Origin of the sequence: Exiguobacterium aestuarii, from assembly GCF_020171655.1 — a bacterium.
Classification (GTDB): domain Bacteria; phylum Bacillota; class Bacilli; order Exiguobacteriales; family Exiguobacteriaceae; genus Exiguobacterium; species Exiguobacterium aestuarii_A.
On sequence record NZ_JAIVAC010000001.1, the window covers coordinates 1,549,069 to 1,575,433 of the forward strand.

General features: G+C 41.7%; 23 protein-coding genes. 13 read left to right on the forward strand and 10 right to left on the reverse strand.

What is annotated here, in order from left to right:
* Positions 1-57 precede the first annotated feature (57 nt).
* Complete coding sequence (locus LCM29_RS08120) at positions 58-453, reverse strand: hypothetical protein (protein WP_214693899.1); 396 nt, start codon at positions 451-453, stop codon at positions 58-60.
* 144 nt (positions 454-597) lie between these two features.
* On the opposite strand from LCM29_RS08120, the gene LCM29_RS08125 reads away from it, so the two are divergent.
* From LCM29_RS08125 to LCM29_RS08135, 3 genes are read left to right on the forward strand one after another with little or no spacing between them, the layout of a single operon-like run.
* The gene (locus LCM29_RS08125; protein WP_224861908.1) at positions 598-1,530 is read left to right on the forward strand and encodes an ABC transporter ATP-binding protein; all 933 of its coding nucleotides are present in this window, start codon (positions 598-600) and stop codon (positions 1,528-1,530) included.
* An 11-nt stretch (positions 1,531-1,541) separates the two neighbouring features.
* Positions 1,542-2,675, forward strand: coding sequence for an ABC transporter permease (locus LCM29_RS08130; protein ID WP_224861910.1), 1,134 nt, complete (start codon positions 1,542-1,544; stop codon positions 2,673-2,675).
* Complete coding sequence (locus LCM29_RS08135; protein WP_224861912.1) at positions 2,662-3,762, forward strand: ABC transporter permease; 1,101 nt, start codon at positions 2,662-2,664, stop codon at positions 3,760-3,762. Before LCM29_RS08130 ends, LCM29_RS08135 begins: the two co-directional genes overlap by 14 nt.
* A 39-nt stretch (positions 3,763-3,801) precedes the next feature.
* Here LCM29_RS08135 and LCM29_RS08140 read toward each other — a convergent pair whose 3' ends face one another.
* Complete coding sequence (locus LCM29_RS08140) at positions 3,802-6,486, reverse strand: HD domain-containing phosphohydrolase (protein WP_224861915.1); 2,685 nt, start codon at positions 6,484-6,486, stop codon at positions 3,802-3,804.
* Positions 6,487-6,686: 200 nt separating this feature from the next.
* Between LCM29_RS08140 and LCM29_RS08145 the strand changes: the two genes are divergently transcribed.
* From LCM29_RS08145 to LCM29_RS08155, 3 genes are all read left to right on the forward strand, one after another.
* Complete coding sequence (locus LCM29_RS08145) at positions 6,687-6,995, forward strand: PadR family transcriptional regulator (protein WP_074036378.1); 309 nt, start codon at positions 6,687-6,689, stop codon at positions 6,993-6,995.
* 4 nt (positions 6,996-6,999) lie between these two features.
* A complete protein-coding gene (chrA, locus tag LCM29_RS08150) occupies positions 7,000-8,184 on the forward strand; it encodes a chromate efflux transporter (protein WP_224861917.1) in 1,185 nt (394 codons plus the stop codon).
* A 154-nt stretch (positions 8,185-8,338) separates the two neighbouring features.
* On the forward strand, positions 8,339-10,159 hold the full coding sequence (locus tag LCM29_RS08155) for an acyltransferase family protein (RefSeq protein ID WP_224861919.1): 1,821 nt from the start codon (positions 8,339-8,341) through the stop codon (positions 10,157-10,159).
* Positions 10,160-10,179: 20 nt separating this feature from the next.
* Here the strand turns inward: LCM29_RS08155 and LCM29_RS08160 are convergent, their stop codons facing one another.
* Positions 10,180-10,680, reverse strand: a complete 501-nt coding sequence (locus LCM29_RS08160; protein ID WP_224861921.1) for a YdcF family protein — start codon at positions 10,678-10,680, stop codon at positions 10,180-10,182.
* Between the two features lie 66 nt (positions 10,681-10,746).
* On the reverse strand, positions 10,747-12,639 hold the full coding sequence (locus tag LCM29_RS08165; RefSeq protein ID WP_224861923.1) for a bifunctional metallophosphatase/5'-nucleotidase: 1,893 nt from the start codon (positions 12,637-12,639) through the stop codon (positions 10,747-10,749).
* A 658-nt stretch (positions 12,640-13,297) separates the two neighbouring features.
* Between LCM29_RS08165 and LCM29_RS08170 the strand changes: the two genes are divergently transcribed.
* The 7 genes from LCM29_RS08170 to LCM29_RS08195 all read left to right on the forward strand — a co-directional run bounded on the left by LCM29_RS08170 (position 13,298) and on the right by LCM29_RS08195 (position 19,671).
* Complete coding sequence (locus LCM29_RS08170; RefSeq protein ID WP_214744200.1) at positions 13,298-14,596, forward strand: nucleotide sugar dehydrogenase; 1,299 nt, start codon at positions 13,298-13,300, stop codon at positions 14,594-14,596.
* An 86-nt stretch (positions 14,597-14,682) separates the two neighbouring features.
* Positions 14,683-15,489 carry an ABC transporter permease gene (locus LCM29_RS08175; RefSeq protein ID WP_214744201.1) on the forward strand — a complete coding sequence of 269 codons (807 nt, stop codon included), beginning with the start codon at positions 14,683-14,685 and terminating at the stop codon, positions 15,487-15,489.
* A gap of 18 nt (positions 15,490-15,507) precedes the next feature.
* Positions 15,508-16,326: a teichoic acids export ABC transporter ATP-binding subunit TagH gene (tagH, locus tag LCM29_RS08180; RefSeq protein WP_214744203.1), complete on the forward strand. Its 819-nt coding sequence runs from the start codon at positions 15,508-15,510 to the stop codon at positions 16,324-16,326.
* A 9-nt stretch (positions 16,327-16,335) separates the two neighbouring features.
* Positions 16,336-17,451: a non-hydrolyzing UDP-N-acetylglucosamine 2-epimerase gene (gene wecB / locus LCM29_RS08185; RefSeq protein WP_224861925.1), complete on the forward strand. Its 1,116-nt coding sequence runs from the start codon at positions 16,336-16,338 to the stop codon at positions 17,449-17,451.
* A 798-nt stretch (positions 17,452-18,249) separates the two neighbouring features.
* Entirely contained in the window at positions 18,250-18,561 is a 312-nt protein-coding gene (locus tag LCM29_RS15310) for a transposase family protein (RefSeq protein ID WP_412093973.1), read from the forward strand.
* Positions 18,536-19,084: a transposase gene (locus LCM29_RS08190; RefSeq protein WP_214744207.1), complete on the forward strand. Its 549-nt coding sequence runs from the start codon at positions 18,536-18,538 to the stop codon at positions 19,082-19,084. The genes LCM29_RS15310 and LCM29_RS08190 overlap by 26 nt, the downstream gene beginning before the upstream one ends.
* Positions 19,085-19,200: 116 nt before the next feature.
* A complete protein-coding gene (locus tag LCM29_RS08195; RefSeq protein WP_214744209.1) occupies positions 19,201-19,671 on the forward strand; it encodes a transposase in 471 nt (156 codons plus the stop codon).
* 208 nt (positions 19,672-19,879) lie between these two features.
* On the opposite strand, the gene kdsB is transcribed toward LCM29_RS08195, so the two are convergent.
* Genes kdsB through LCM29_RS08225 form a run of 6 tightly spaced genes read right to left on the reverse strand, consistent with a single transcriptional unit; the run spans position 19,880 to position 26,361 of the window.
* A complete protein-coding gene (gene kdsB / locus LCM29_RS08200) occupies positions 19,880-20,620 on the reverse strand; it encodes a 3-deoxy-manno-octulosonate cytidylyltransferase (RefSeq protein ID WP_214744211.1) in 741 nt (246 codons plus the stop codon).
* Between the two features lie 28 nt (positions 20,621-20,648).
* Positions 20,649-21,614, reverse strand: a complete 966-nt coding sequence (locus tag LCM29_RS08205) for a KpsF/GutQ family sugar-phosphate isomerase (RefSeq protein WP_214744213.1) — start codon at positions 21,612-21,614, stop codon at positions 20,649-20,651.
* A gap of 16 nt (positions 21,615-21,630) precedes the next feature.
* A complete protein-coding gene (locus LCM29_RS08210; protein WP_214744215.1) occupies positions 21,631-22,143 on the reverse strand; it encodes a KdsC family phosphatase in 513 nt (170 codons plus the stop codon).
* The gene (kdsA, locus tag LCM29_RS08215; protein ID WP_224861929.1) at positions 22,136-22,975 is read right to left on the reverse strand and encodes a 3-deoxy-8-phosphooctulonate synthase; all 840 of its coding nucleotides are present in this window, start codon (positions 22,973-22,975) and stop codon (positions 22,136-22,138) included. Before kdsA ends, LCM29_RS08210 begins: the two co-directional genes overlap by 8 nt.
* A 42-nt stretch (positions 22,976-23,017) precedes the next feature.
* Positions 23,018-24,355 (reverse strand): hypothetical protein, encoded by a 1,338-nt coding sequence (locus LCM29_RS08220; protein WP_224861931.1) that lies wholly within the window; start codon positions 24,353-24,355, stop codon positions 23,018-23,020.
* Positions 24,352-26,361, reverse strand: a complete 2,010-nt coding sequence (locus tag LCM29_RS08225; protein ID WP_224861933.1) for a glycosyltransferase family 2 protein — start codon at positions 26,359-26,361, stop codon at positions 24,352-24,354. Before LCM29_RS08225 ends, LCM29_RS08220 begins: the two co-directional genes overlap by 4 nt.
* Positions 26,362-26,365: the final 4 nt, after the last annotated feature.

Genomic DNA, 26,365 nt, shown 5'->3' on the forward strand with positions numbered 1-26,365 from the left:
GCCATCAAACCAATCATTCTTGACTATCTGAGTATCTTGGTAGTGAACTGATGGGTATCATACCTCATGCTCTTTCACAAGCACACGAAAACGCGGTCGGACGGTCAATTCGATTGACGTCACGGTCCGCTTACGGTCTTCCGCGAGAACGATCAACAGCTCCGCATGGTCACGTCGGTCTTCTAAGATTTCGACCTTACTGACGGTCCGAAGCAATTGGTAGTAAAGGAGTTCCCCGTCCCGGTCTTTCACATTGATTTCAAACTCGTGATAGCTCGGCGAAATTTTAAAGTAGAACGTCTCCTCTTTATTGGTGAATCGAAAAATCGACTCGTCATAATAAAATGGTAACGTCGAATCCATCCGTTTCGGTTCGACTGTACAAAATGCAGACAGTACGATTTCGTCCGGGAATAACGCCCCCTCATGTTTATTGAATTGCCACCCTTTCATCCCAATCCCTCATTTCAACACAATAATTATCTGAATAATTAGATTATTACACATTTTCATAAATCCGGACAGGTATATTCGTGACAATCCACGAACACCTATATGTAGAATGATGAGTCTTTCACATGAGAAAGGAGTACATCTATGTCGATCATCTCGCTCGATCATGTTACGAAACGGTTCGGTGACACCATCGCCTTGAACGACCTTAGTCTGAAGGTCGAAGAAGGCGAACTGTTCGGCCTCCTCGGTCCGAACGGTGCCGGTAAGACAACGGCCATTTCTGTCATGTTGAATCTATACGAGGCGGATTCGGGATCCATTCGCATCTTTGGACAATCGATGCCAAAAGACGAACTGTCCATCAAGCGACGTGTCGGGATCGTCCCGCAGCACGTCTCCGTCTATGACCAACTGACCGTGTATGAAAACATTCAATTCTTCGCTGAATTATACGGATTCAGTCCAAAGGAAGCGCGACAAAAGACCGAGGCCGCGATTGCGTTCGTCGAACTCGATGCCCATCAAAAGAAACGCCCACCAGAACTGTCCGGCGGTCTTCTCCGCCGCCTCAACATCGCATGCGGAATCGTGCATGAACCGGAACTCATCTTCATGGATGAGCCGACCGTCGCCATCGACCCGCAATCACGAAACACGATCTTAGAGAATATCCGTGAACTGAACCGTCGTGGTGCCACCATCATCTATACGTCACACTACATGGAAGAGGTCGAGCTGCTCTGCGACCGTATCGCCATCGTCGACGAAGGAAAAATCATCGCTGAAGGGACACAAGATGAGCTGAAAGACCGCGTCATGACGCTCGAGACAGCCCGCATCAAAGTTGATGCGCTTACCCCGCACCTGCTCGAACGGCTCGATGCACTCGACCACGTCCAAAAAGTGCAATATGAGGAACCGTATATCGAAGTGTCGCTCGATAAAGATACGCCGCTCGCTCCGCTCCTGGATACGCTTCATCAGGAGCATGTTCACTTCACGTCCATCACGGTCGACCGTCCTTCCCTCAATACCGTCTTTTTGGCATTGACCGGGAAGACGCTCCGGGAATAGGAGGTCCTTTCATGTGGACATTTATCAAATATGATGTGAAACAGCGGCTCCGGGATCGTGCGACACTTTTTTGGATGCTCCTCTTCCCGCTCATCCTCATTTTCGGACTCGGGACGATGCTATCGACCGTCTTCAGTGACACGTTCAAACTCCCCGTCACGAACGTCGCGTACGTCGAAGCTTCAACCGACCAGTATCGAGAACCGCTCGAGAACTTTTTGAACGACGAAGACATTCAGGCGTTCATCCGCCTCGTCCCTTATGAAGACATCGCGTCAGCCGAGCAAGGTGTGAACGATGGGGATGCAGACGTGATCTTACGGCTCGACGGCAGTGACATTACGTTGTTATACGAAGAGCCGACGACCGTCGAGTTTGACGTCCTTGAAGCCATTCTCGGTCAGTATACGGCAATCGCCAACCAACAGATTACGCTCGCGGAGTCCGGTCTTTCGGCCCCGTATGAGAATGAGGCGTGGCTTGATACAGAAAGCGTCGATTTAGCGGGACGGACCCCGACGTCGCTCGAATATTTCACCGTCACCATCTCCATCATGACCGCTCTGTTCGGGTCGTTTTATATCACAGCGATGGCACGGGAAGAACAACCGAATATCGGCAGCTATTTACGGATTCAAGCCGCTCCTGTCCGAACGGTCCAATATCGGCTCGCACGGACGTTCAGCCGCTACGTCATCATTTTGCTTCAGCTCATCCTGTTGTTCTGGTTCAGTCATTTCGTCTATCGGACGTTTGATTTGGCAAATGTCCAGTTCGGTTATTTGATTCTCGCCTGGCTCGCCTTGACCGCGTACGGGGTCGCCATCGGGTTTGTCATCGTCAACCTGCCGAAGTTGAGTACGACGACGAAAGATGCGGTCGTCAACGGCTTCGTTGCCATCATCATGATTTTATCAGGGGGCTACGTTCCCGGATTCGATCAAGTGACGCTGAACTATGCGCCATGGGCCGCGTATGTGTTCATGCCGATTTTCATGCGCGACGGGATGCTGGCCGTCATGCTTCGGGGAGGCGACATGAGCGTCTATTGGGAAAGCCTCGGTTTACTCGGGGTCCATCTGCTGATCTTCATCGTACTCAGCTATCTTCTATCGAAAGGGGTGAGGCGCCATGGTACTCATTAGGCACGTCGCCAAACGGATGCTCCGAAAGAAAGGGCTCTGGGTATTCACGTTTGTCTCGATGTTCGGGTTTGCGCTCATCCTCTCCTTCGTAGGGGGGACGTCGAGTCTCAATGCGTCGATTGGCATTGTCGATGAGGACGGGGATATTCTCGCCGAGCGCCTCATCGAAGAAGCCGAACGTTTCGGTCGCGTCACCATGCTTGAGACGAGTGGCGAAGATGTCTTGTTAGAAGGAGAAGACATCGTGCTTCTCATTCCTGAAGATTTTACAGAGCAATCGTTCAACGGCGATATGCCTCGTCTCTCGTTCTCCGCAATTGCCGGCAGTGACGCTTCTTTAGTCGAACAGGCATTGAACGGTCACTTGTCACGTGAACGCCAGCTTCTTGAGGCGAGTGAATATGACGAAGCCACATTCACCCAACTCGCGACCGAGGAGACAGATAACGGATACACGCTCTCTAGTGAACCGTTCCAAGAGAGCGTCGCGACGACCGCACGCACACAAGCGTTTTTCGGTCTCTTGTCGTTCATCATGATGTCGACGTTCCTCCAGTTCATCCCGATGTTTGTCGCGGATGACCGGGACGAGAAGATTTATGCCCGCCTGTTCGCCTCACCGGTGTCACCACGGCGGTATTTCGCATCACTTCTTCTCGCCTTCTATCTCGTCGGCTTCGTCTATGTCATGCTGTTGATTGGCGTGAGTCTCGCGCTTTACGGTCAAGACGTGTGGACCCATCTCCCGACCGTCTTCGCCTTGTTCTCGGCCTATTTGCTCGTCTGTCTGGCATTTGGTGGCCTCATCTCGGTATTTGCGACGAATCGAGAGAAGGCGAACATCTTTCAAATATCGGTCACGATGGCATCTGCCATTACCGGAGGCGCGTTCATCAGTCTGCTTTGGTTACCAGATTCATTGAAACTCGTCGGACGTTTCCTACCGACCTATTGGCTAAATAACGGGGTCATCACGATGTACGAAGGACAGTTTCCGTTCCTCTCCATTCTCGTCATGATTGGCATGACCGCCGTCGTCTTCTTGTTGACGGTTCTCGTCTTGAAGAAGCGTCCACTCACCGTTTGAAAAAGCGAGTCCTCCCAAAATAAGAGAGGACTCGCTTGTTTATTGTTGTAGGGTTGGGACGACTTTTTCAAAGAAGACATCGACGAGCGTCGGGTCGAACTGCTTGCCCGCCTCTTGTTGAATGATGGCAAGCGCCTCATCAATCGACTTCGCCTGTCGATAAGGACGACCCGTCACCATGACATCGAACGTGTCGGCGATCGAGATGATACGGGAAGCAAGCGGGATTTCGTATTCACTCATCCCTTTCGGGTATCCTTTCCCGTCCCATCGTTCATGGTGTGCCAGAACGATTTCAGACAAGGCGACATATTCAGGAACCGTACTTAAAATATTGTAACTGACCTCAGGATGTCGTTTGATTTCACGCCATTCGGGTTCAGTCAAGGCACCTGGTTTATCTAAAATATCGTTACTAATCGCTACTTTTCCGATGTCGTGCAAAATAGCGGCCGTTCGAATCTCATTCACTTCGGCGCTTGTGAAGCCCATCGCTTCCGCAAGCTTCCCAGACAAATTCGCGACACGCTGGGAGTGCGCCTCTTCACGGGGAATCTTTTCATATAGTGTACGCATGATCAGTTGAATCGAGTGATGGCGACGGCTTTGTTTCTCCGATACTTTATGATGATACATCCGGTCTTCCGCTAAATTGAAGACGTCGGTTAATTCGATGGACGCGTCGTGCTTGACTGCCTCACCGAACGAGGCGGAAATCGGAAGCCCTTCTACCGTTCGTCCGAGGAAAAGGCGACTCAAACGATCAGATAAATGCTTCGCTTCGTCGAGTGTCGTGTTCGGCGAGATGACGACAAATTCATCTCCACCGATACGTGCCACTTCATCTTTCGCTCGCAACTCATTTCGTAAAATATTCGCCGCTTCGACGAGCAACCGGTCTCCAATTAAGTGTCCGAACGCGTCGTTCGTCAACTTCAGCCCATTAATATCGATGACGATTAGTGACAATGGATAAAACGCATCGTCGTCATAACGTTCCAGCGCTTCTTCAAAGTACCGACGATTTTTTACCCCTGTCAACTGGTCGTGATAGCTTAAATACTCGATTTCTTTCTCGTACTTTTTCTTCTCTGTGACGTCACCAATATATCCGTGCCAGAGGACATGACCGTCAGCAATTTTCTCTGGGCGGGACGATCCTAAAATCCAAATTGTTCGTCCATCCTCGGTCAACACACGAAACTCCGCGTCCCATATCGTCAAGTTCCGATACGATTCATCAATCGACTGCATGACGTGAGGATAGTCATCTGGATGCATCCGTCGGAAGACGAGGCCGGCATCTGCCTGCACTTCTTCGGCAGTAATCCCTAACATGTCTTCAAAACCTCGACTGAAGAATGGGAAGTTGAAGCTACCGTCCGGCAACAACTCGAACTGATAGATGGCTCCCGGAATTTGGTCAGACAGTTTCGTCAACAGACGGTCCCGCTCGGCCAACTTCTCTTCCAACTGAACGCGATCCGTCACATCTTTCGCGACGGCGTAAATATAGTTCCCTTGAAGTTTACAATGCCATTCAATCGAACGATAGGTGTCATCAATCGTTCGGAAGCGATTGACGAAACGGAACAGTTCTCCCCGTTCCTCGAGTTCTGTAAAGCCCGCTTCTGTAATGACATCATCGTCTGGATGAATCAAGCTAAGAAAATCCATATTTTCAAGTTCATCAAGCGAGTAGCCAAGCACCCGTTCCCACGTATCATTCAAATGTAAGACTTGGCGTGTATTAAGCGCCATAATGCATTCCAGGTCAAGTGTCGCAAACCCATCGAACATCGACTTCTTCGTCTCCCCGACTTGGTGATCCGCTTTGACCAATTGTTCTAGCACATGGACAAGATACAACTCGACAAGACCAAGTCGATTCGCCACTTTCCCTTCTTGCATCACAATCGTCAAATCTCCATATAGTATCCCATCCTTCTCAATTTTGAAGAGGACGACCTCTCCAAGCGAGAAGATGCGGAGTAAGTTTTTGACGAGTCGTTTCGGAAGGGCACCGTCAATCAACGGATCAATCCCCTCAAACACAAGTGGATTCGGTTTACTGAACAGCTCCCGTCGTTGGTCGGTCATCGGCCACTTCTTCCCAACCGGGTGGAACCCTAACACATCGAGACTTCGTTCTAACATCTCGTCCATACCGGACAATGCGACCGTCGTATATGACTCGCCATCACTTTCCATCAAATTAAGTGCGACCGCCTTCGCCCCGGTGAAATCACGAATCTGATCAAGGAACTGTTGGTTCATCAATAAGTCGCTTCCCGTTGAAACGAAACGATGCGAGACGTTCACGAGCTGCTTCAAGGCATTGTTTTCTTGAACATGTCGCGTGATGTCATGGAACATGACGGAGACAAAGCCTTTTCGTTCGCTGAAAACGGACATTTCGAACCATGACTTGTTACGGCGAGAGAAGTGTTCAAACGTCACCGTACCGCCATCACTGACGACCCGTGCCACTTGAATCATCCACTCCCGCTCGCTATATTCAAAATCTTTCAATGCCGCTGACACTTTCTGACCGATAAAATGTTTCCGTTTCCCTTTCATCATCTTTTCGAAGGCAGGGTTCACTTCAAAAAATTCGTAATCAATCGGCTCCGAAGCGTCGTCGTAAATCACTTTAAACTCGACGTAGCCTTGGGGCATATAACGCAACAATGTATCGTATGAAGAATGAATGGGGTTTGTCACGTCACTTCCTCCTCAGCAAATAAACTCAATACCTAGTTTACCTCATTTGTGATAGATTCCCTATTTTTTCCGAACTCATTCCCATCTTCTTATTATAAGTTTTTGTAAACTGCAGACAGCGTGCTTGTCACTTTCTCACTCGTTTGTTAGACTGTTTTCGAAAACCGATATCGAAAACCGATATGAAGGAGATGACACGTATGGAAGATCGCGTCCTGCGGAAACTGTTCCTCGGATTCATCCACATCCATATCTTGCATCATGCTGCGGAACATCCGGTGTACGGGGCATGGATGGTCGATGAGTTAAGAGAGCACGGATATGAAATCAGTGCCGGTACGCTCTATCCGATTTTGCACGGTATGGAGAAGGATGGCCTCCTCGTTCGCGAAAACGAGACCGTCGACGGACACGTCCGCAAAAATTATGTGACGACCGAAAAAGGACTCTCGGTGTTACAAGAAGCCCGCCAAAAAGCTTATGAGTTATTTAAAGAAATTAAGGAGTGAAGACATGACGACACAACGTGTGACGTTCAAGACGTTACTAGAGATTTTATTCGTTTCAACCCGGCTCGGGCTGACATCGTTCGGCGGACCGGTAGCCCACCTTGGCTATTTCCATGAGGAATATGTGAGACGGCGCAAATGGATGGATGAGAAGGCATACGCCGACCTCGTCGCCTTATGTCAATTCTTGCCCGGCCCCGCGAGTTCGCAAGTCGGGATTGGCATCGGCATTGTCCGCGGCGGGATATTAGGTGGGATCACCTCGTTCATCGGCTTCACGACCCCGTCGGTCATCGCGCTCATGCTGTTTGCTTTGGTCCTATCCGGTCTCGACGTCTCTGATGCCGGTTGGTTATACGGTTTGAAAGTCGTTGCCGTTGCCATCGTCGCCCATGCGATTTTAGGCATGGCGAGTAAACTCACACCTGATCCAAAGACGAAGACGATTGCCTTCTTCGCGCTTGCCGGCGTATTGCTTTGGCAGACGACGTTCAGCCAAGTGCTCGTCATTCTCGTTGCTGCTGTCGCTGGATTCTTGTTGTTCAAGCCAGATCGTCTCGATGCGAAATCAAGTACGTTCCCGATTTCAAAACGGTTCGGTGCCGTCTTGCTGTCGGTATTCGGGGCACTTCTCGTCATCTTACCGATTTTACGGGAAACGTTTGAAAACCAAGCGATCGCCTTATTCGATAGTTTTTATCGCGCCGGTGCGCTCGTTTTCGGTGGCGGACACGTCGTCTTGCCGCTCCTCGAGCGTGAACTCGTCCCAGCAGGTTTCTTGAGTGAAGAAGCCTTCCTCGCAGGATACGGTGCCGCACAAGCTGTTCCGGGACCATTGTTCACATTCGCTTCCTACCTCGGGACAGTCATCAATGGGATTCCGGGTGGGATTTTGGCAACGGTCGCCATTTTCTTGCCGGCGTTCTTGCTCATTCTTGGGGCACTTCCGTTCTGGGATGCGCTTCGCCACAATCCGAAAGTCGCTGGAGCCTTAATCGGGGTGAACGCTGCGGTCGTCGGTATTTTGATTGCGGCATTTTATAGCCCAATCTTTACGAGTACCGTCAACGGTGCGGTCGACTTCGTCTTTGCCGCTTTCTTGTTCGTCATGATCGCCTACTGGAAATTACCACCTTGGGCACTTGTCATCGCTGGCGTCATCGGTGGGATGTTGATCAATCTGGTGTAATCACTAAGGGACCTTGCGTCCCTTTTTTTGTGGATTTTTTTGCTCATTTGATTGTTAATCTTTTGAAACCATTCCCTCTCCCCCACTCGTTATACTGAAGAATGGATTCTAAAAAAAGGGAAATGTCCGCTTTGACTAGAAAGGAAGTGGGGGCATGAAACCACTTAAACATACAACGTATATGCCCGGTCTGGACGGCTTACGCACGTTCGCCGTTTTGGCTGTCATTTTATATCATTTAAACGTACCTTACATATCCGGGGGATTCCTCGGTGTCGATGTCTTCTTCGTCCTGTCCGGTTATTTGATTACCGGCATCCTCATTCGAGAGTGGACGAAAACCGGCACGATCGACTTGAAAAGATTCTATATCGCCCGTTTCCGTCGATTGCTCCCGGCGCTCGTCTTGATGTTGTCGCTCGTGATGACATACGTCACGCTCTTTGACCGCTCGTTGCTTGAGACGGTACGACAAGATTCACTCGCCGCGCTCGCTTACGTGAACAACTGGTGGTACATCTTCCATGAAGTGTCATATTTCGAGAGCTTCGGGAAACCGTCACCACTTCAAAACTTATGGTCCCTCTCCATTGAAGAACAATTTTACGCGGTCTGGCCGCTCATTTTACTCGTCGGCCTCGCCTTCCGGAAACGGTTGCTTCAATTGGTCGCAGCACTCTTAATCGTCTCCGCGACATGGATGGCGTTCCGCTACGTTCCAGAAGCGGACCCGAGCCGTGTCTACTACGGGACGGATACCCGCCTGTTCGGTCTGCTCATGGGTGCCATGCTCGCATTCGGCTGGCGACCAGATACGTTCAAAGCGGTCATCCCAAACATCGGACGACATATTTTGAACGTGGCTGGTGCAATCTCTCTCATCGTAATCATCGGTATCATCGTCACGGTGAATGCGTATGACGCGTTCCTCTATTATGGTGGCTTCTTGCTCGTCGCTTTCTTGTCCGCAATCTTGATTGCCGCGGTCGCCCATCCGGCGACGATCTGGTCACGCCTATTTGGAAGCGCTTGGCTTCGTGTGATCGGTACGCGAACGTACGGGATTTATTTATGGCACTATCCGATCATCATCTTGTCGACACCGCTCGAACGACTTGGAACGTTTTCACCGCTCCTTGCGGTCGGTCAGGTCGCGCTCACGTTGTTGATCGCCGAATTCTCATATCGCTTTATTGAGACACCGATTCGTCGAAACGGATTCATCGCCTCGTTCCGTCAACTCGTCTCGACACCGACGCATCCAAGTGCCCGTTTCGCGGCTACGGCTTGCGCGACGGCACTCTCACTCGTACTCGTCGGCAACTTGACCATCTTAGCCTTCTCTGAATCGAAGCCGGCACAAGATGAGATTCCGATTGTGAAAGTACCGATGCCAAAGGAAGAGACACCTGATGTGCCGAAAGAACCTGAAACAGATGATTCGGAAGAAGCGACCACAGACGTGACGCCGCCACCAACTGAAACGCCAGAGGAAAAGAGTTGTCCACCAGCGCTCGCGATCGGTGATTCGGTCATGCTCGGATTGAACGAATACTTGGCAGATGCGTTTCCGAACATGACCATCGATGCTGAAATCGGGCGCCAAGTCCGCGATGCCATTCCGGTCGCATCTCAGTATGCATCGTATAACGCGCCAGGTCATGTCGTCTTCCTTCATCTCGGAACGAACGGGGCGTTCAAGATGGACCAACTCGACACGCTCCTCAAACAGTTCGAGCGCGCGGACCATATTTATTTAATCAACACCCGCGTCCCTCGTCCGTGGGAGAGCGAGGTCAATGAGAAGCTCGCTCGGGCAAGCGAACTTCACGAGAACGTTTCTCTCATCGATTGGCATGGTCAATCCGTCGGGAAGGAATCTTATTTCGAGAGCGACGGCGTCCATCTGAATGTGGAAGGCGCCGAAGCGTTCGGTGAGGTTTTAAATCAAGAAATCGGCTGTCAATCAAACTAGGCTCTTGCGGATGCAAGAGCCTAGTTTTTATCTTTGAACAGATAGCGGACAAGTAGTTTCACATAAGCTAACACCTCACGGATCACGTATCGCCCTTTTGCTAGTGGCGGAGTCGGTGCATACAGGGCATCGCTCTCGAGTTGGAAATAGAGCTTCGCAATGAGACGTGCCCGCGGGACATGAAAGTCATTCGTCACGATGGTGAGCCCCGTCTCGCCTTCCCAAAACGGTCGGCTGTGCTGAAAGTTCTCAATCGTTGAGGTAGAGGTCGCTTCAACATGGATCCGGTGTGGTTCAATGCCTCGTGCCATCAGTTCCCGTTCAATCACAAGTGCCTCGGCCATGCCTTCGTCTGGTCCTTGTCCCCCAGTTGCAATGAGTTCTACAGTTGGATGCGCCTTCGCATAGTCAGCCGCGACGTCAATCCGATGCCGGAGCGCTCTCGATGGAGAGGTACCATTGACCTTTGCTCCAAGAATCAATACGAAGCGATAAGTACCATTCCCATTGATTCGTTTCATTCTTAACCCACCTATAAAGAATAGGAGAATCTGATTGAGTTACCATCAGATTCTCCCATGTCTGTTTTATTTTACGTCTACAATGCGTCCTTCAACAGAAGGCGTAACCGTCTGAAGTTTCACCAAATAATCACGCATGATTTCCCAGTCAATGATTCCTAGGTCATTGACACGACCTTCTTCGTACGCTTTTTTGAACTCAAGGTAGTTGTCTCCACCTTTTGCTGCAAAATAGTTCGTTGCAATTTTATACGTTTCAGTCGGCACGACATCCACATACTGCCCGTCTTTAAGGACTTGGGCTTTAGCGATACGGCTGTTTGCAGGTTTCGAGCTATCGAACTCAATTTTCATACCTGACATGTGCAAGAATCCGCCACTTTCAATCGGATAAACGCTAACACTACGCTCGAGCGCTGACAATAGTTCAGAACCATCAAGTGTCATAACAGCCAACGTGTTACCGAATGGAAGTGTCGTTAATACTTCACCCGTTGTAATTGGACCAGCATTGATTGGTGCACGGATACCGCCCGCGTTTTGAATCGCAGCAACGACTTCTCCGTCCATTTGTTTCGCGCGGTCGAGCATACCATCTGTGATCAAATTCCCTAAAGCTGTCTCGTTTTTACGGACACTCGACTTCGTGACATCACCTGCATCACGCGGATTTTCGAATGCTGCAGTTGCATCTGCTCCGATTTCAGCATTGCGAATGCTTTCGATTTCTTGTGCGAACGGAGCTAATAGACTGACTGCAGTCGGATCAGCAGCATATGTTTTCACATCAATCAACTTCCCTTGATGAGAAACAATTTTACCTTTTTGGTCAAACACGACGTCTAATGTTCCTAAGAAGTCGCCATATTGGTAAGCCTGGACGATTACCGTTGGCTCAGCTCCATCTGCTACGACTACTGGTTCATTTAAACGTGAATGTGAGTGTCCACCGATGATGATATCGATGCCCTCCACACGTTTTGCCAATTCCAAATCGTTATCGACAGCTGGGTTATCATCAAAGCCTAAGTGTGATACTGCCACGATTTGATCGACACCACGTTGTTTGAATGATTTGACGGCTTTTTCCGCCTCGTCGATGTAGTGTTGGAACTGAATCGGACCAGGACTCGCGATGTTTGCTGTATCTTCAGTCGTCAAACCGAAGAAGCCTACTTTTTTCCCATCGATTGTTTTGATGACACCCTCATACAATTTTCCATCGCCAGGTTTACGTGTCAACTCTTCAGAATAAAGCTCATTCAAATATTGGTCACCACTGTAATCAACGTTCGAACTGACGAACGGGAATTCAGCGTTTTGAATGAACTCTGCGAATTCAGGATGTCCTGCTTCTGTTCCGAGGTCGAACTCATGGTTTCCCGGAACCATCAAGTCGTATTGCATATAGTTCATTAATGTAAGGTCTGCTTGTCCTTTAAACTTGTTAAAGTAGAGCGAACCTGAGAACACATCTCCTGCATCAATCAACAGACGATTTGCATTTTCTTCACGAAGTTGGTTGATGGCCGTTGCACGTTTTGGCGCATTGTCGAGTGAAGCATGCGTGTCATTCGTGTGCATAATCGCAAGCTCATAGCCTTCTATCGTGTAAGGAACATCCAATGTAACGGTTTGTCCCTTATGAGAATACGATGCCGTAGCTGTAAATTCACCGATTGTAGACGTCGATAGATTCGACCAACGAACAGGCTGTTTCTTGACTTTCCCATCAATCTTCACATTTAGGATACGGTCGTTCCCATTCAACTTTTCCCCTTGCTTGAAAACAACTGGTGAGGTTGGTGCTAAAATCTCAATCGCTTCTTGCTTCTTCGCTTGATATGTAACCTTCTCATTTTGCTTGGCTTCAACTGAAGCCAATGGAGTCACTGCTGAAACGGCCAATGCCGCAGCAATCATCCCAGTAAATAAACGTTCTGATTTTGATGAAAACATTTACTTTTCCCCTTTCTAATTTCCCCTAATTCAATGACAGGACGACATGTAGAGTTCATCTAAAGTATAACTTCTCTACTAATTTAAAGTATAAAATATTACAAAGGGAAACAACATAATTTCAATAACTTTTTTTTAAATATCTGTAAATATAATTGTGTGCACCATTAAATTATATAAATGAACATATGCCTAATTGAGTATAAGAATCAGTTTCTTCAATGATTTTTATATCTTATAAAAAGGATCATGGATGAATTTAATCTGCTTAATTATTAAAATCATCCATCAAACAAAATGGTATATGATTTTAATATACTTTTTAAAAAGTGTTTCTCTCTTAATAATTTATTGTTTGTAAATTTCCGTACATTACTCTTACTTAAGATTTAGTGATCAGTTATCTGTGTAGTATTTATTTCTTACCCTTATTCCTTAGTAGCTTTTTTTATTATAATCATGTAATTACTGTGACATTCGCATGTATTAAATATATTGTTATAAAGCTGTAACTCTATAAACTTGATTGAATAGTTTGTAAAGCTTATAATAATCTTTGTTTTGAATTTTAGATTCTATAATAAACTCTTTAAATTAATGAAAGAATAACTGTTTATTTTATTAGAATTTACATTTGATAAAGGAGCTTATTTATACTATGAAAATTTGTACTGTAGGTTTAGGATATATAGGTTTACCAACGTCAGCTATGTTCGCACATCACGGTGCAAATGTAATTGGTGTTGATATCAATATTGATATTGTTAATACATTGAATTCGGGTAAAATTCATATTGAAGAACCAGGTTTAGAGGAGCTAGTTAAACAAAACGTAGACAATGGAACATTTAAAGCCTCTACAGAGCCAGAGAATGCTGACGTGTTTATCATTGCAGTACCTACTCCAAATTTAGATGATAAATATAAATCTTGTGATTTGACTTATGTAATTGACGCCGTAAATATGATCATCCCTTATTTAGAGAAAGGGAACGTTGTAATTTTAGAGTCGACAGTTGCTCCAAGAACAACAAGTGACCATGTTAAACCACTCATCGAAAAAGCAGGTTTCAAGGTGGGAGAAGATATTAGTTTAGTTCATTGTCCAGAACGTGTACTTCCTGGTCAAATTTTAATGGAGCTTGAACACAATAACAGAATTGTTGGCGGCATCACTCCAAAATGCGCAGAAAAAGGTGCACACGTATATGAGTTGTTCGTAAAAGGAGAAATTATCAAGACCGACGCCAGCACAGCAGAAATGTCTAAACTTATGGAGAACACATATCGCGATGTGAATATTGCACTTGCTAACGAGCTAACCAAGATTTGTCGAGATTTAAGCATCAATGTTCTCGATGTGATTGATATGGCCAACAAACATCCGCGAGTAAACATCCACTCACCAGGTCCAGGTGTGGGAGGACATTGTTTAGCTGTAGATCCTTATTTTATTATTGCAAAATCTCCAGAGAATGCGAATATTATTAGTGCTTCTCGAGAAACAAATCGTTCAATGCCGCGTTTCATCGTAGAAAATGTTCGCGAAATTTTATCAGATAAGATTGAAGATAATCCAACAGAGACAGTAAAAATCGGAGCACTAGGAATCACTTATAAAGGAAACGTAGATGATGTGAGAGAAAGCCCTGCTCTCGAAATTATCGACTTATTAAAAGCGGAAGGTTTCGAATTGTCCGTTCATGATCCTCATGTAAAATTAGAACAGATTCACGGTCTCGAATTAAAAGAATTAAAAGAAACCGTTTCAGAGTCAGACTTGTTACTAGTTCTTGTTGATCATAATGAATTTAAAAATATTGATTTTGATGCTTTATTGCTTGAGCAAACGACTCCTTTAACAGTTTTTGACACTAGAAATATTATCGATTCACATGACAAAATCAAAGTGATCAACTTTGGAAACTTGCCATCAAAATCATTGCTTACAAAATAATCGATAATTGAAAATATTATTTTATGTGAAGAGGTAAAGGATTTTTTCCTTTACCTCTTCACATAAATAACGAAAGGAATACCCTAATGTTGTCACCTATTAAAGTAATTAAAGAACACCTTGAAAACTTATATATGATTGGTAGATTAGCTCGCTATGAAACGAAAGCGCAGTATTCTACGCACATTCTCGGAGTGCTATGGGAACTATTGAATCCTTTGTTCCAAATAGCGACTTATTGGTTTGTTTTTGGTTTGGGATTGAGAGGTGGAAGACCTGTCGACGGTCAAATTGACTATTTACCCTGGTTAGTAGCCGGTTTAGCTTTATGGTTCTTCATCAGCAAATCGATTGTTCAAGGGGGAAACTCAATTTACGCACGAATTAATCTTATCTCGCAAATGAATTTTCCGATAAGTATTATTCCATCATTCGTGATTGTAACTTTTCTAACAGAACATATGTTTATGCTTGTTATCGTAGGCTTCATTATGGTGAGTTATGATATACCTTTCACAATTCATTTAATTCAGTTACCTTATTACTTGTTTGCAGCTTTTTGTTTTAGTTATTCTGTAGCATTACTATTTTCAACATTTTCATCAATCGCACGTGATTTCCAGACTTTACTTCAATCGGCAATTCGTATGTTACTTTACTTGAGTCCAATTTTATGGAGCATCAATTCTATGCCTGAATATTTGCAGCCATTTTTAAAGTTAAACCCACTTACGTATTTAATTAATGGTTACAGGGATTCACTGTTTTTCGAAACATGGTTCTGGGAGCTTCCACAATTAACAATTTACTTTTGGACATTCACGTTATCGATATATTTCATTGCATCAATATTGCATGTGAAATTTAGAGATTCTTTTGCAGATTATTTATGAGTTAAGGAGATTGATTATATGTCTGACTACGCAATCGAGTTTAAAAATGTTTCAAAATACTTTAGAGTTTACAAAGGAACTAAAGACAAAATCTTAGATTTGATTTCTCGGAGTGGTTATGGAGAACGATTCATCGCACTTAACGACATTTCTTTTCAGCTTCCTAAAGGCGAAGTGTTAGGAATTGTAGGAATTAACGGTTCTGGTAAATCCACAATGAGTAATGTTATTGCAGGTGGTTTAAAGCCCGAGAAGGGTGAGGTTATAATTAATGGAGATGTTTCGTTGGTTGCCATCTCTGCTGGATTAAACACACAATTGAGTGGGCGAGACAACATCGAGTTAAAAGGCCTTATGATGGGGCTATCACGTTCAGAAATTAAAGCTTTAGAACCTTCTATTATTGATTTTGCAGATATCGGAAGATTTATTGATCAGCCAGTTAAAACCTATTCAAGTGGAATGAAATCTAGATTAGGGTTTGCTATATCTGTCCACATTAATCCTGATATTCTTGTAATTGATGAAGCACTATCTGTCGGTGACCAAACCTTTTATAAAAAATGTATTGATAAGATGAATGAATTTAAAAATGAAGGAAAAACAATCATTTTCATTAGTCATTCTACTGCTCAAGTTAAATCTTTTTGTACACAAGTTCTATGGCTTGAATTTGGAAAAGTTAGAGAGTACGGTCCCGTAAATGAGATTGTTGAACACTATTCGAAATTTTTAAATGATTTTAACAAGTGGACTGCTCAAGAAAAGTCTAACTATCGTAAAGAAAAACTAGATGAACAGTATATTTTGTTGAATCGCAAAAAGGCACATAACTGAGGTGTAAAAATGCTAAAAGTAATGACAATTTTCGGAACTAGACCTGAAGCAATAAAAATGGCACCGCTAATTCTAGAATTAAAAAAACATCCTGAGCATTTTGAGTCAATTGTCGTGGTGACTGCACAACATCGCGAAATGCTCGATCAAGTTTTAGATGCTTTTCATCTGACTCCTGATTTCGACTTGAACATTATGAAACCTAATCAAACTCTGACATCAATTACCTCAAAAGTATTGGAAAGCCTCTCTGAACTTTTTGATGAGACTAAACCTGACATAGTGTTGGTACACGGTGACACAACCACCACCTTTGCTGCCTCATTAGCAGCTTTTTATAACCAAATACCTGTAGGTCATGTTGAAGCTGGATTAAGAACCTTTGACAAGCTTTCTCCATTCCCTGAGGAATTAAATAGACAATTAACTGGAGTAATTGCTGACTATCACTTTGCTCCAACAGAACAAGCAAAACAAAACCTGTTATTAGAGAACAAACCATCCTCTTCAATCATCGTTACTGGTAATACAGCAATTGATGCTTTGAAGACCACGGTTCAAAAAGACTACGAGCACCCTATTTTGGAGTTATGTGAAGAACACAATTATAAAATGATTCTGCTTACTTCACATCGCCGAGAAAATCTAGGTGCACCGATGCGACAGATTTTTAATGCCGTAAAAAAAATTCATGATTCTCACTCTGATGTGTTTATCGTATTCCCTGTACATTTGAATCCACTTGTACAAGAACTTGCCAATGAAATTCTCGGGGAATCGGAGCGCATTCGTTTAATTCCACCTTTAGAAGTTATTGACTTTCATAACTTCGCAGCGAAATCTCATTTAATCCTGACTGATTCCGGTGGTATACAAGAAGAAGCTCCCTCTCTAGGAAAACCAGTTCTCGTTCTTCGAGAAACAACTGAGCGACCGGAAGGTGTTAAAGCTGGGACTTTGAAATTGGTCGGCACTGATTCTAGTAAAATCTTCGAAGAAGCTCATCGTTTATTAACCGATGAGTCTGTCTATCATTCAATGTCAAACCTATCTAATCCTTATGGAGACGGAACAGCATCAGAGAAAATTGTTGATTTTTTAACCCATTCATTATTAAAAAAGTAAATTTTGAATAAAAATCATCATAAACAATTCAGTATACTCCTTAATTGATAAACAGATGAACTAAAAAATCTGTTATTCTAAATTTGAACTGCACCTCCACTTGTCAGACACATCTAACAAGTGGAGGTGCAGTTTTTATGACTAGATTTACTACTCATCGAAAATTAAACACCGTCATGGCCTATCGGGAAGAGACAGATAGTATGAATGACATCGCGAAAATCCCTAGGGACAGACCCGACCTTGGTGTGTAACTGGGGCAAGCAGTTCGACTATCATGAGCCGATGGCCTTTTCCAAACCCTATACACCTTACCCCGCACAGTTTAAACTGGACGTACTTCAAACATGAACGAGAATGGCGTGTCAGTAAACGGAGCGGCTGTAATCTTCAATATTGCCTCTCCCTTCTCACAGTCCGAAAATGGGAGAGGTAACTGAGGAGGGTAGTGCGCGCTAATTCCTAAGAAGAAAGGACCGCCACCGATGAAAGATATGACAGGCAATGAAAAGCGTCGAATTCCGGCAGAATGGAGAGTTGAACGCCTTAGTTCGATCCAAGGGAAACGTCACTAAGGAAGACAAAGTAAAGGTCATCTATCGTCAACATTCTCGGAGAACAATCCTTTTAGAGAGCAGTTTGTTGAGTTTATTGAGTGGAATGAGTGCGATTGTCAACAGCGGTTTAAAATTGGTTCTTCCTCACTTTTTATGAAGCACGTCCTCGGGAATTAATTCACTAAAATGATTGAAGGGATTAATATGTTAGATGGGTTTCTTCCAGAACTAGAAGTGGTCGATGCAAACCATTCCATCGAAGCATATCAGATCATTTGTCATCGGAAAAAGTTGTGCGCTCACAAAGTTCTCATACCGTGTCCACAGCAGATACATCAGGACGTTGAGGGATGAGCGTGTGTTTGGGATGGATGTACAGTTTCGGGTTCAGGTGAGACGCTTCTTCTGCGACGATTCTGCCTGTTCAACGAGTATCTTCACGGAAAGGTTTTCTTCCGTTTGTCGTTCACATTTTCGCAGAACAATTCGTTTGGAGCGCAGTCTGTTGAGACTATTGAGTGGGTTGAGTGCAATCGGGCTGGAACATATTTGAACAACATCAGCGACAGTACGCTACTCTGAATGTTGAAACGATCGGAACATCATGTGAAAAAAAACTGCTCCTCGCGTTATCGGCATTGACGACTGGGCCTGGAGAAAACGAAAAATATGGGACAATCATCTGCGATCTTAAGACCAGACACCCAATCGCTTTACTCCCCTCTCGGGATGTGAACACTGTCCCTACCTGGATTCGCTCACACAATACCATCCAGGTCGTGGCACGGGACGGATCTGTCGAGTTTCGGGAGTCAATCCGCTTGACCGATGAAAAGATTCAACAGGTGAGCGACCGATGGCACCTGTTTCATAATTTAGGAAAGAAAATTGAAGAAGTTTTGAAACGACAACTTCCATCAAACGCAAAGATTGTTCTCGAACCGGATAGTCTAAGTGTCGAACGTGAGCTGACAGATGCTGAAAGAAGGAAATGGACACTTATTCTAGCCGTACAGTATGATGCAAAACAAGGTGACCCAATCTCCAAGTTGGTCAGAACCCGAAGACGCGTATGAGATATTTGAAGCTGACAGAGCCACCAAAAGTCAATCAGTCACATCGACGTCACAGTGCAGACATCCATAAACAAGATATCGCCAGATGAATCCGCTAAGGCAGGATGACAGAATGGGTGCATCGGGCATTGAAACGAAAGTGGAATCAGTGCATTTCGTTCATATGTCGCAAAGTTAAAAAAACAATCCCTCACGAAAAAATCATTAATCGAGGAATCATCCAGATAGTCCTTTGGGGAGATGAGCCTTCTAACAAGCCACTTCTCCTAAAGATACTTGGCCTCTATCCTTTCCTGAAGCAATTGAACGAGCTTGTCCGTTCGTTCAAGGAACTTTTCGGGGAGACGACGTCTGAACTGGATATCTTAAAGTGGTGTGAACAGGCAGAACGGATGAACGAAACACCACTATCCTCTTTCGCGACCTATATAGGAGGCGACGTCGACGTCATCCGTGTCGGGATGACGCTGTTCTGGGCAAATGGCATGTGCAAGGGACAGGTCAATCGACTGAAAACAATCAAACGTCAAATGTATGGTCGGGCGGGATGGGAACTGTTACGCATCAAAATATTGAGTATCAGTTGAATCCTGATGTTCTACTGATATATAAATCGATATAGATTCAAGGCTCTTAAGATTTATCATCGACTATCGTCCCTCCCTCAATCATAAATCGTTTTAAAAAATAAACGGCATAAGCTCTTTTGAATTAGAGACTTATACCGTTAATTATAGTTTGTAATTAATTTTTAAATAGTTTAAATAAACATAATCTTAATCTGAAGAAGAAAACTTAGATTAATTCACTTTTCAACTCGTTTTCTACAACTGCAATATGCTCAGGCAAATCTACTCCAATACTCTGGAAAGGTGTCTCTAAAATTTTGACTGGTAAATTATTTTCAATAGCTCTCAATTGTTCTAATTGTTCCATTGTTTCTAAATAGGATTGATTAAGCGAAGCAAATTCTTTTAGAAAACTAGGTTTATATCCATATACACCAATATGTTTAAAATACTCAGTTTTGTCATGATTATCTCGATTAAAAGGAATTGTTGATCTAGAAAAATAAACAGCAAAGTCATCAGTCGTCTTCACTACTTTTGCAATGTTAGGATTATTTATTTCTTGCTCATCCTCGATACGCTTACATAACGTTGCGAACGAAACGGCCTCATCCTCGAATGCTGAAATTAATGTGTCAATCATTTCTTCTTTTATCATTGGCTCATCACCTTGTATATTAAGTACAAGGTCGTAGTCAGTCTTAATTTCGTTAACTGCATATGCAATTCGATCTGTTCCAGAAGGTAAATCAGAGGGTGTCATTATTGCTTTCCCACCAAATGAAGACACGCATTCCATAATACGTTCATCATCTGTAGCCACATATACTTCGTCAATCTTCTTCATTTTTTTTACTCTTTCATAAACCCATTGAATCATAGGTTTATTATGAATGAGGGCCAATGGTTTTCCAGGAAAACGAGTAGATGCATATCGAGACGGTAAAACTGCAACAATTTTATTCATCTTCAATCTCCTTAACTTTAGTTAACAATTATTTGAATCCAAATACATCGTGAAGTGTAATAATTCCTTTGACTTCATCATTTGCATCATGAACGACTAGGTTACTGATTTTATTACTATCCATATATTCTAATGCGACGTTTGCCATTTCAGATTCCAAAATATGCTTATACTTCGGACTCATAATTTCATTCGCAGTTACTGACGATAAATCTTTTAGTTTACCAATTACTCGTCGAATATCTCCGTCGGTAATAATACCTACAACTTTTGTATCTGAATAAACAAGAGTCAACCCTAGTCGTTTTGAACTAATTTCATAAATAATATCTTGGATATTCGCATCATAGTCCACTTTAGGAATTTCAGTATGCATTAAGTCACGAACTCTTGTTAACAATCTACGACCTAGAGCTCCACCCGGATGATACACAGCAAAACTTTCCGGCTTAAAATCTCTCTTTTTAATCAGTGCTACTGTTAGTGCATCACCCATAACTAATGTTGCCGTTGTTGAAGACGTTGGTGCCAAGTTAAGTGGACATGCCTCTTTATCAATACCAATATTTAAAACTACATCAGATGCTTTTGCTAAAGGAGAATTAACATTTCCAGTCATAGCAATCAATTTACTACCAATTTGTTTAATGGAAGGGATTAAGTTTAATACTTCTTGAGATGATCCACTGTTTGAAATTGCAATCACAATATCATCTTTATAGACCATTCCTAAATCACCATGTAATCCTTCTGCAGCATTCATAAAGAAAGATTGAGTTCCTGTAGAAGCTAAACTAGCAGCAATTTTCTTTCCGATGATACCTGATTTCCCAATACCTGTAATCACTACTCGTCCAGATGTATTAAAGATTAAATCAACTGCATCAACGAACTCATTACCAATTCGATTTTTCATTTTTTCTAGTTCTGAAATCTCAAGTTCAATCACTTCTTTGGCAATGTCAACAAAATTTAGATTTTTAATCGATTCCACGTTAATTCATCCTTCCTCATTGACCACGACTAGCATAGTTAGTTACAATATTTCCCCATTTACCTGAAGCTTCAAGAACGGAAACGATAATTTCTCTTACTGCACCTTCTCCTCCGTTAAATTGGGACACGATATTTACATATTCTCTTACTTCTTTGGCAGCATCTTTTGGGCAAGCCGAATATTTGCAAGCTTTCATAGCATCGATATCATTAATATCATCACCAACAAACATAAAGTTTTTTAACTCAATATTTAATTCATCTGATATTTGATTCAATACACTTACCTTTGAATGTATTCCTTGAAATACTCGTGAAATCCCAAGCTCTTGAGCTCTTTTAGAAACAGCATCAGAACTTCTCCCAGTGATTAGAATGATTTCAATTCCAACCTTGATGGCTTGGGCAATAGCCAAGCCATCTTTTACATTAAAAGCTTTGATTTCTTCACCAGTGCTGGAATAAAATAATTTTCCGTCAGTTAGTGTCCCATCTACATCAAGTGCGATTACTCTAATATCATCCATTCTTTGTCAACTCGTCATATTTTACAGCTTCACTTAACAACGCTTTAATACCTTCAAGGTATAGTTGGTTAGGTCCATCTGAAAAAGCATTATCTGGATCAGGATGTACTTCTGCGAAAATGGCATCGACACCAATCGCTAGTGCCGCACGCATTAATGGAAAGACAAAGTCTCTATTGCCTCCAGTAGATGTTCCTTTACCACCTGGTTTTTGAACTGCGTGTGTAGCATCAAATACAATCGGATATCCAAATTCCCGCATTTCGATCAATCCAGTCATATCAACCACTAAATTATTATATCCGAAAGAGCTCCCTCTCTCACAAAGCATAATTTTATCAGTACCTGCCTCTTCGAGCTTAGAAACTACGTTTTTCATGTCCCAAGGAGCCATAAATTGACCTTTTTTCACGTTTACAACTTTCCCTGTTTCCGCTGCAGCAACTAGCAAATCAGTTTGGCGAGCAAGGAAAGCAGGAATTTGAATAGCATCTACAACTTTAGCAACTTCTTTACATTGCCATGGTTCATGGACATCAGTAATTACAGGCACTCCTACTTCATTTTTTACTTTTTCTAAAATTTTTAATCCTTTTTCTAAACCTACACCACGAGGTGCATGAATTGATGATCGGTTAGCCTTATCGAAAGATGATTTAAAAATAAAATTAATCCCCAATTCGTCACAGATTTCTTTTAACTCATGTGCTACTTGTAAACTCATTTCTTCACTTTCAATTGCACAAGGACCTGAAATTAATGTGAATCTTCCGTTCCCGATTTGAAATTCTCCATTTACATCTACTGGTTTAACATGCTTAAGTTTAGTCATTTTTAATTTACCTTCTCTCTGAAATTTATATTACACCTTTGTCTATCTTGCTAAAATTTTAGCTACTAATCGCTTGATTGAGTTTTCATCTGGGGCTGCTTTAAAAATTTCCGAAAAATATTCAAATCGTAAATAATAAATAAATTTATGAATAAGGTTTTTATTCACAGGATTATTAACAGCATTCTCAATTAAAGAATCTAATTTACGAACATCATCACAAGAATATGTTATTCCTTCAATATCATAAAATGCTTCTCCTAAAACAATAACCTTCTTTTCATGCATTAATCCTTCAAATCCAACTGTAGAATTGTTAGTGATAATGATATCTGCATTTTCTACTAAATTCTGATTATCCCCGTCATATAATAATTGTGCATATTCATATTCTTTAACCATAGCCTCTATTTCAGGTAATTTAATTAAATCATATTCACTCATATATAAAGGATGATTCTTATAGATTATAGTGTATTTATTGTTGGGATTATTTTCATTATATTGTTTAACCCCTTGTAAAGTGAATTGTACTAAATCTTTCATAGACTTTACTTCTTTTGAGTGCTTAATAATTTGCGAATCTGTCTCTAATTGAAAAGGTACATATATATATTTATTAGTTTCATTAATCATATTTTTTGTTTCAGTATTCGATGATAGCTTTTCAATCTGATTGCTGTCCTGAGGAGTTATATCCATCCCAATCAATTCATAATATTTTTTTCTAAACTTAAAGGCTTCTTCATATTCATTAGAACTCTTTTCAGGTTTTAATAAATATTCATCATACCTTTCGTAATCAACCTCAACTGATTCGTAAAATGTTCGATCCCTCGGGATTGAACTTTCATAGTTTACACCTACACTATCCACCATGAGCGTAAATGGTCTGAAGTATCCATTTTCAAAATTGACATATCTTATATTATTTTTTTGACAAAAGGCTCTGATAACATTGCTGTATAAAGAATTACCCCAGAATACAAACAAATCAATATTATTATCATTTTTTATTTTCTTTAGGTTTTCTAGTATTTTAATTACTTCGCTTTTTAATTCAAATTCAATGTCTGTTTTACTTTTTTTAATTGATAACTTTAAATTAAATTCATAGATATTGTAGATTTCCTCGGAAGAATACTTTTTATATTCATTAAAATCTGTCGACATTATTAAATCAATTGGAAATCTCGGGAAATCGATGTCCAAACCTTTGTACAAATCAACATCATTTATCCCCGCACCGTTTATATTGTATAAATAATATACATTGTGTTCTTTATTCAAACTATCAGCAATTTTTTTGAATAAATATGGTTCATTAATTTCCTCGCCTTTAAAATCCATTGTTGAAAATCCATAAAAAGCAATGTTCATTTTTTATTTCTCCCTTTTGTTTTTAAGAATACCAAATACCATCCAAAAGGCGTTGTCTTAAATTCTAAAAGTGTTTTTACTGTTACTTTTTGAAGAAGCGATAACAAATAAAATTTATTGGTGATTTTTTTATGGTTATACAGTTTGCTAGCATCTAGTTCAATTTTCAATTGATCGGAGTTTATTATAAAAGCTCTGGTTTTACTCAACGATGTAATTGAGAAATTATGAATGAGAATTTCAATTGGATGATTTTCAATGACTTTTTGACGATTCAATAACTTCCCATCAATAGTTTCTAAAACAAACTCAGAATTTCTCATCAATTCTTTTTGTCTGATGTTTATCATAATTCTGTCTTTATTATTACTTTCTAAAATCTCAGAGCGTTTTAAATAATAAGTTGTTATATCATGATCTACAATATCGAATTTAGTTGTTTTCCTTGAAATATTTCGAACTTCCCTCATGATATTATTTTTTTTGTATTTTGCTACTTCATTTTCGTCTAAAACTACTGGGTAGTCATACATCTCAATGAGTGATTTATATATAGGTAAAGGTATAGAGATTTTTTTTCTTTTTATAAAGCCATTTAAATTTGTAAACAGTTCAAGATAATATTCTTTATTGTTTAAATTCATAAGCTCTGCATTGTGAAGTCTGAAGGTGAATGTCCCATTGTTTATGCTTTCTTCAGATGCAGCATGCAGATCTCCACTACGAAAAGTTTGTAAAGGAATTTCTCGGACTATTTCATTTTCCTTTTTAAGGTTTAATGAATAAGAGAAATTACTTTCCGTTAAGTTCACCCCTCGATAATATGCTCGACCAATAAATTCGACACTGTCACCCGTTAATGTTTCAGTTTTAAAACCATCAATTTGAGTATGCAATTGGATATATTTCGAAAAGAAAGAAACATCTTTTAATTGCGATGGAACTTCTTCTTTCATTTTATTATGAAATTCATTCGATAAATTTAACATGAATTTTCCATCGTAAATGTTAACAGGCAAAACTTTTGCCATCTTAAATTTTTTGTATGTTTTTAAATCTCCAATTTTCATTAAGGTATATTCAGTAGATTTAACTTGGGCAAAAGAAATATCTGTCCATTCGAAATCCTCTAGTAATGCATTTATCTTATAAAACATCTTTTCACTAAAAGTTTCATCATATTTTTTATAGATTTGATTTTCAAAAGGTAGTAAAAATTTCTTCAGCGTGTAAATTTTAAATAAATTTAACATTAATTTCTTGTCTTTAGATTTTAGTTTTTCTAATACCATTTCAATAATTTTTAGACGATCTAGTGCATATTGTTCTGAAGAAAAATTACTTGTAATTGTTTGTTCACCATCGAATTTTCTATAGTAATACACTACATCTCTAATAATTTTTATTCTCTCACAATTAGACAAATAAATAGTATTAAAATACAAATCTTCATGCCATAATCCCTCAGGGAATTTAAGGTTAAATGTATCGATAATACTTTTTTTATACAGCTTATTACATGCTGTTTGAGAACCTATAATTGCAGGAAATCTTTCGATACTGTTCACATCCATAGAAACACCGTGCAATAACTCAAATTCCTTCATCGGTTCAGTGCCACTTTCTTTATATAAGTTCATATTTCCGATGACTAAATCAGTAGACTCATTTTGTAACATGGCTTCAATTAAATTAGTACATGCGCTTTTAGGGATTTCGTCATCAGAATCTATAAACATAATATATTCACCAGTCGCATGTTTAATGGCTGTATTTCTTGCCGCACCTAGTCCTTTACCAACTGTAGTGTACAAAGAGATATTAGAATTTTCTTTTTGGTAATCTTCGATAATCAATCTCGAGTTGTCTGTTGAATGATCGTCAACCGCAATTACTTCGATGTTTTCATATTCTTGATTTAAGATAGAATCGATACATTCGTGTAAATATTTCTCAGCGTTATACATTGGTACTATAATAGAGATCTTATTTTTTTGAGTAAACATTATT

What these genes read in the sequence shown, in the direction of transcription:
- LCM29_RS08120 (WP_214693899.1), bottom strand. Translation starts at nt 453, where the DNA reads ATGAAAGGGTGGCAATTCAATAAACATGAGGGGGCGTTATTCCCGGAC.
- LCM29_RS08125 (WP_224861908.1), top strand. Translation starts at nt 598, where the DNA reads ATGTCGATCATCTCGCTCGATCATGTTACGAAACGGTTCGGTGACACC.
- LCM29_RS08130 (WP_224861910.1), top strand. Translation starts at nt 1,542, where the DNA reads ATGTGGACATTTATCAAATATGATGTGAAACAGCGGCTCCGGGATCGT.
- LCM29_RS08135 (WP_224861912.1), top strand. Translation starts at nt 2,662, where the DNA reads ATGGTACTCATTAGGCACGTCGCCAAACGGATGCTCCGAAAGAAAGGG.
- LCM29_RS08145 (WP_074036378.1), top strand. Translation starts at nt 6,687, where the DNA reads ATGGAAGATCGCGTCCTGCGGAAACTGTTCCTCGGATTCATCCACATC.
- chrA (WP_224861917.1), top strand. Translation starts at nt 7,000, where the DNA reads ATGACGACACAACGTGTGACGTTCAAGACGTTACTAGAGATTTTATTC.
- LCM29_RS08155 (WP_224861919.1), top strand. Translation starts at nt 8,339, where the DNA reads ATGAAACCACTTAAACATACAACGTATATGCCCGGTCTGGACGGCTTA.
- LCM29_RS08160 (WP_224861921.1), bottom strand. Translation starts at nt 10,680, where the DNA reads ATGAAACGAATCAATGGGAATGGTACTTATCGCTTCGTATTGATTCTT.
- LCM29_RS08165 (WP_224861923.1), bottom strand. Translation starts at nt 12,639, where the DNA reads ATGTTTTCATCAAAATCAGAACGTTTATTTACTGGGATGATTGCTGCG.
- LCM29_RS08170 (WP_214744200.1), top strand. Translation starts at nt 13,298, where the DNA reads ATGAAAATTTGTACTGTAGGTTTAGGATATATAGGTTTACCAACGTCA.
- LCM29_RS08175 (WP_214744201.1), top strand. Translation starts at nt 14,683, where the DNA reads ATGTTGTCACCTATTAAAGTAATTAAAGAACACCTTGAAAACTTATAT.
- tagH (WP_214744203.1), top strand. Translation starts at nt 15,508, where the DNA reads ATGTCTGACTACGCAATCGAGTTTAAAAATGTTTCAAAATACTTTAGA.
- wecB (WP_224861925.1), top strand. Translation starts at nt 16,336, where the DNA reads ATGCTAAAAGTAATGACAATTTTCGGAACTAGACCTGAAGCAATAAAA.
- LCM29_RS15310 (WP_412093973.1), top strand. Translation starts at nt 18,250, where the DNA reads ATGCAAACCATTCCATCGAAGCATATCAGATCATTTGTCATCGGAAAA.
- kdsB (WP_214744211.1), bottom strand. Translation starts at nt 20,620, where the DNA reads ATGAATAAAATTGTTGCAGTTTTACCGTCTCGATATGCATCTACTCGT.
- LCM29_RS08210 (WP_214744215.1), bottom strand. Translation starts at nt 22,143, where the DNA reads ATGGATGATATTAGAGTAATCGCACTTGATGTAGATGGGACACTAACT.
- kdsA (WP_224861929.1), bottom strand. Translation starts at nt 22,975, where the DNA reads ATGACTAAACTTAAGCATGTTAAACCAGTAGATGTAAATGGAGAATTT.
- LCM29_RS08220 (WP_224861931.1), bottom strand. Translation starts at nt 24,355, where the DNA reads ATGAACATTGCTTTTTATGGATTTTCAACAATGGATTTTAAAGGCGAG.
- LCM29_RS08225 (WP_224861933.1), bottom strand. Translation starts at nt 26,361, where the DNA reads ATGTTTACTCAAAAAAATAAGATCTCTATTATAGTACCAATGTATAAC.